The sequence below is a fragment of the Delftia sp. ZNC0008 genome, from assembly GCF_000799035.1.
Classification (GTDB): Bacteria; Pseudomonadota; Gammaproteobacteria; order Burkholderiales; family Burkholderiaceae_C; genus Comamonas; species Comamonas tsuruhatensis.
In genome coordinates this window covers 1-3,167 of the sequence record NZ_JTKZ01000222.1, presented here as the reverse complement: position 1 = coordinate 3,167, position 3,167 = coordinate 1, and the positions used below count along the sequence as shown (strand labels likewise).

Sequence of the window (3,167 nt, the reverse complement as noted above, 5' to 3'; positions counted from 1 at the left end):
CCGCGTCCAAAGGCCGCAGGCGGCTCCTGCGACGGCGCGTCACGCAGCCACAGCAGGGCCGAGATCTGGGCATTCATGAGTCGGCGCAGCGCGTGCACGGCCTCGCGCGAGCGCTGCGATCCTGCGGCGTGCGGGTCCAGCCCCTCCTCGATCACCGCCATGGCCAGCAGGCGGGCGGCGATCTCCTGCGAGCCCAGTGACGAACGGCCGCGCGCCTGCAGGCTGTCGGCCAGATCGCTCAGCAGCCGGGCAAACAGCTGGCGTACCTCGGCATTGCCGGGAATGCCGCTGCCCTTGGGCGTGAACAGCCAGCCCACGAGCAAGGCTGCGAACACGCCGGTCAGCGCGGTGAACAGCCGGTCCCAGCCCAGCGCGAAGACCTGCTCGGGATGGGCGAAGTCCAGCAGCGCCACCATGGCTGCCGAATAGCCGGCCAGCATGGTGCCGTAGGCCACGAAGCTGCGCTGCAGATTGCCCACGCCCGCACACAGGCCCAGCCAGACGGCCAGGCCCAGCACCAGCCACAGCAGGTTTCCGTGGGCCAGCAGCACCAGGCCCACGCCCACGGCCGTGCCGGCCACGGTGCCTGCGACCCGGAAAAAGCTTTTCTCGACCAGTTGCCCGCGCAGCGGCTGGGATGCGGCCCAGGTGGCCATGGCAGCCCACTGCGGATGCTCCAGCCCCAGCTGCCAGGCGGCCAGCAGCGCCAGGCAGGCGGCAAAGGCCGTGCGCAGATGCTGGCGCAGGCGCACGGGGTCGAAACCCCAGCGGACCGAGGCCTGCAGCAGGCGGCCATAGGCATCGTGGAGGGCGCTCATGGCGCGCCTTCCGTGCGCAGCGCGGCCATGCGCGCCTGGATCTTGGCCATGCCGGCCAGCATGGCCTCGACCTCGGCATCGTCCAGGTCCTGCAGCATGGCCAGCTCGGCCTGCAGCATGGTGGCGCGCACGCGGTCCACGGCGCCGTTGCCTTCGTCCGTCAGGAAGATGCGCTTGCTGCGCCGGTCGCCGGGGTCGGCACGGCGTTCCACCCAGCCGTGGCCTTCCAGAATATCGAGCAGGCGCACCAGGCTGGAGCCGTCCAGTCCCACGCGCTCGGCCAGTTCCTTTTGCGTGACACCGTCGCCCCAGGCGCGCAGGTGGATCAGCGGCGCCCAGGTGGCATCGGTCAGGCCGTCGGCCAGCAGTTGTTCCTCGACCTGGCGGCGCCATTGGCGTACCAGGGTGACCATGAGAAAGCCGAGACGGGCGCGGGGAGGGGCAGAGGCAAAGGACATGCCTCGATTATCTTTGTAGTTCAATTAATTTGCATTGCAAATTAATTGTGCCTGCATTTGATTTAAGGGTATTCCCTTGTTCTGGAAGGCAGGCCGTCCATGAAAAAGGCCCTGCGAGACGATGCCTCGCAGGGCCGGTCGATGGATGCTGGCAGCTTCAGAGCAGGCCGGGCACCCAGCGGTTGAAGAGCAGGCCCGCCACCAGAAGCCATGCGAACAGCAAGGCGGCCAGCAGCAGGGGCTTCGTGCCTGCGGCACGCACGGCGCGGACATGGGTGGTCAGGCCCAGTGCCGCCATGGCCACGGCCAGCAGCGCGTTGTCCAGCTGCACGCCCACCTGCACCACGGCAGCGGGCAGCACGCCCAGCGAGTTCACGCCGGCCATGGCGACGAAGCCCAGCGCGAACCAGGGAATGGTGATGCGGCGCGGCTGGCCGTCGCTCATCTGGCTGCTGCGGTTGCCGCGCGCCACCGCCATGGACAGCAGCAGCAGGAAGGGGGCGAGCATCATCACGCGCACCATCTTGGAGATCACCGCCACGTCGGCGGCTTCGGGCGCAATGGCTTCGCCGGCGGCCACGACCTGGGCCACCTCGTGCACGGTGGAGCCCACGTACAGCCCGTACTGCGCGGGCGACATGTCCAGCCAGCCGTGGGCAGCGTTCCAGTGGAACAGCGCGGGATAGAGGAAGGTGCCCACGGTGCCGAAGACCACCACGGTGGCCACGGCCACGGCCACGTCTTCGGCGCGGCCCTTGATCACGGGTTCGGTGGCCAGTACGGCAGCGGCGCCGCAGATGGAGCTGCCCGCGCCGATCAGCACCGTGGTGCGCGCATCCAGCCCGAAGACGCGGCGGCCCAGCCACTGCGCCAGCAAGAAGGTGCTACCCAGCACCAGGGCATCGACCACCACGCCGGCCATGCCCACATGGCCTATGTCCTGGAAGGTCAGCCGCAGGCCGTAGAGCACGATGCCCGCGCGCAGCAGGCGCTGCTTGGCCAGGCCCACGCCGGCATGGCAGCTGGGCGCCAGGCGCGGATAGACGGTGTTGCCGATGACCAGGCCGATGCAGATGGCCAGCGTCAGTGCACTCAGGCCCGAGCCGGCCAGCAGGGGCTGGCGTGCGCCCCAGGTGGCGGCTGCGGCAATGGCGCCTGCCAGCAGCAGGCCGGGCGCAAGCTCGGTCAAATGGCGAAGCCAGCCAGGGAGGGAGGAGCGTGGGAGGGAAGTGGTGTTCATGGTGCCTGCGCGCCGCGTCAGGAGCGCGGTGCATGGGAGGCACTTTAGATTTCTTGGCTATATTCGTATAACGAATAGTTTTTGTAGCATCAACCGGGGAAACAGGTTGATGCCTCGTCCAGACTGCACGCCATGCTGCACCTCACCCTGCGACAGCTCGAAATCTTCTGCGCCGTTGCCCAGGCCGGCTCCACCGTGGCGGCGGCCGATGCCGTGGCCCTGTCGCAGTCGGCCACCAGCGCCGCGCTGCAGCAGCTGGAGCAGGCCATGGGCGCCCAGCTGTTCGAGCGCGTGGGCCGGCGGCTGGCGCTCAACGACGCGGGGCGTGCCCTGCTGCCCGAGGCGCTGGCGCTGCTGGAGCAGGCCAGGGGCATAGAGCAGGCGTTTTCGGTGCGGGCCGCCAGCCTGCCCGTGCGTCTGCGCGTGGCGGCCAGCACCACCATAGGCACCTATGCGCTGCCGGCCGTGCTCGCGCACCTGGCGCGCAGCCATCCGCACCTGAGCGTGGACCTGCAGATCGCCAACACGCGCGAGGTGGGCCAGGCCGTGGAATCGCTGGACGTGGACCTGGGCCTGATCGAGGGCACCAGCCACTGGCCCGGGCTGGAGGTCGAGCCCTGGATGCGTGACGAACTCGTCATCGTGACGCGG

At 69.2% G+C, this 3,167-nt stretch carries 4 protein-coding genes; 1 reads left to right on the top strand and 3 read right to left on the bottom strand.

Annotated features, from left to right (window positions below; all coding sequences use genetic code 11):
• The 3 genes from L995_RS07480 to L995_RS07470 all read right to left on the bottom strand — a co-directional run.
• On the bottom strand, nt 1–818 hold an 818-nt coding region (locus L995_RS07480; protein WP_047470654.1), incomplete at its 3' end, for an FUSC family protein.
• Nucleotides 815–1,276, bottom strand: a complete 462-nt coding sequence (locus tag L995_RS07475) for a MarR family winged helix-turn-helix transcriptional regulator (RefSeq protein ID WP_012207511.1) — start codon at nt 1,274–1,276, stop codon at nt 815–817. The genes L995_RS07475 and L995_RS07480, both read right to left, overlap by 4 nt.
• Before the next feature lie 157 nt (nt 1,277–1,433).
• On the bottom strand, nt 1,434–2,516 hold the full coding sequence (locus tag L995_RS07470) for a YeiH family protein (RefSeq protein ID WP_026062025.1): 1,083 nt from the start codon (nt 2,514–2,516) through the stop codon (nt 1,434–1,436).
• Between the two features lie 132 nt (nt 2,517–2,648).
• Between L995_RS07470 and L995_RS07465 the strand changes: the two genes are divergently transcribed.
• Nucleotides 2,649–3,167, top strand: a 519-nt coding sequence (locus tag L995_RS07465; protein ID WP_047470650.1) for a LysR family transcriptional regulator, incomplete at its 3' end; no start/stop codon positions are given.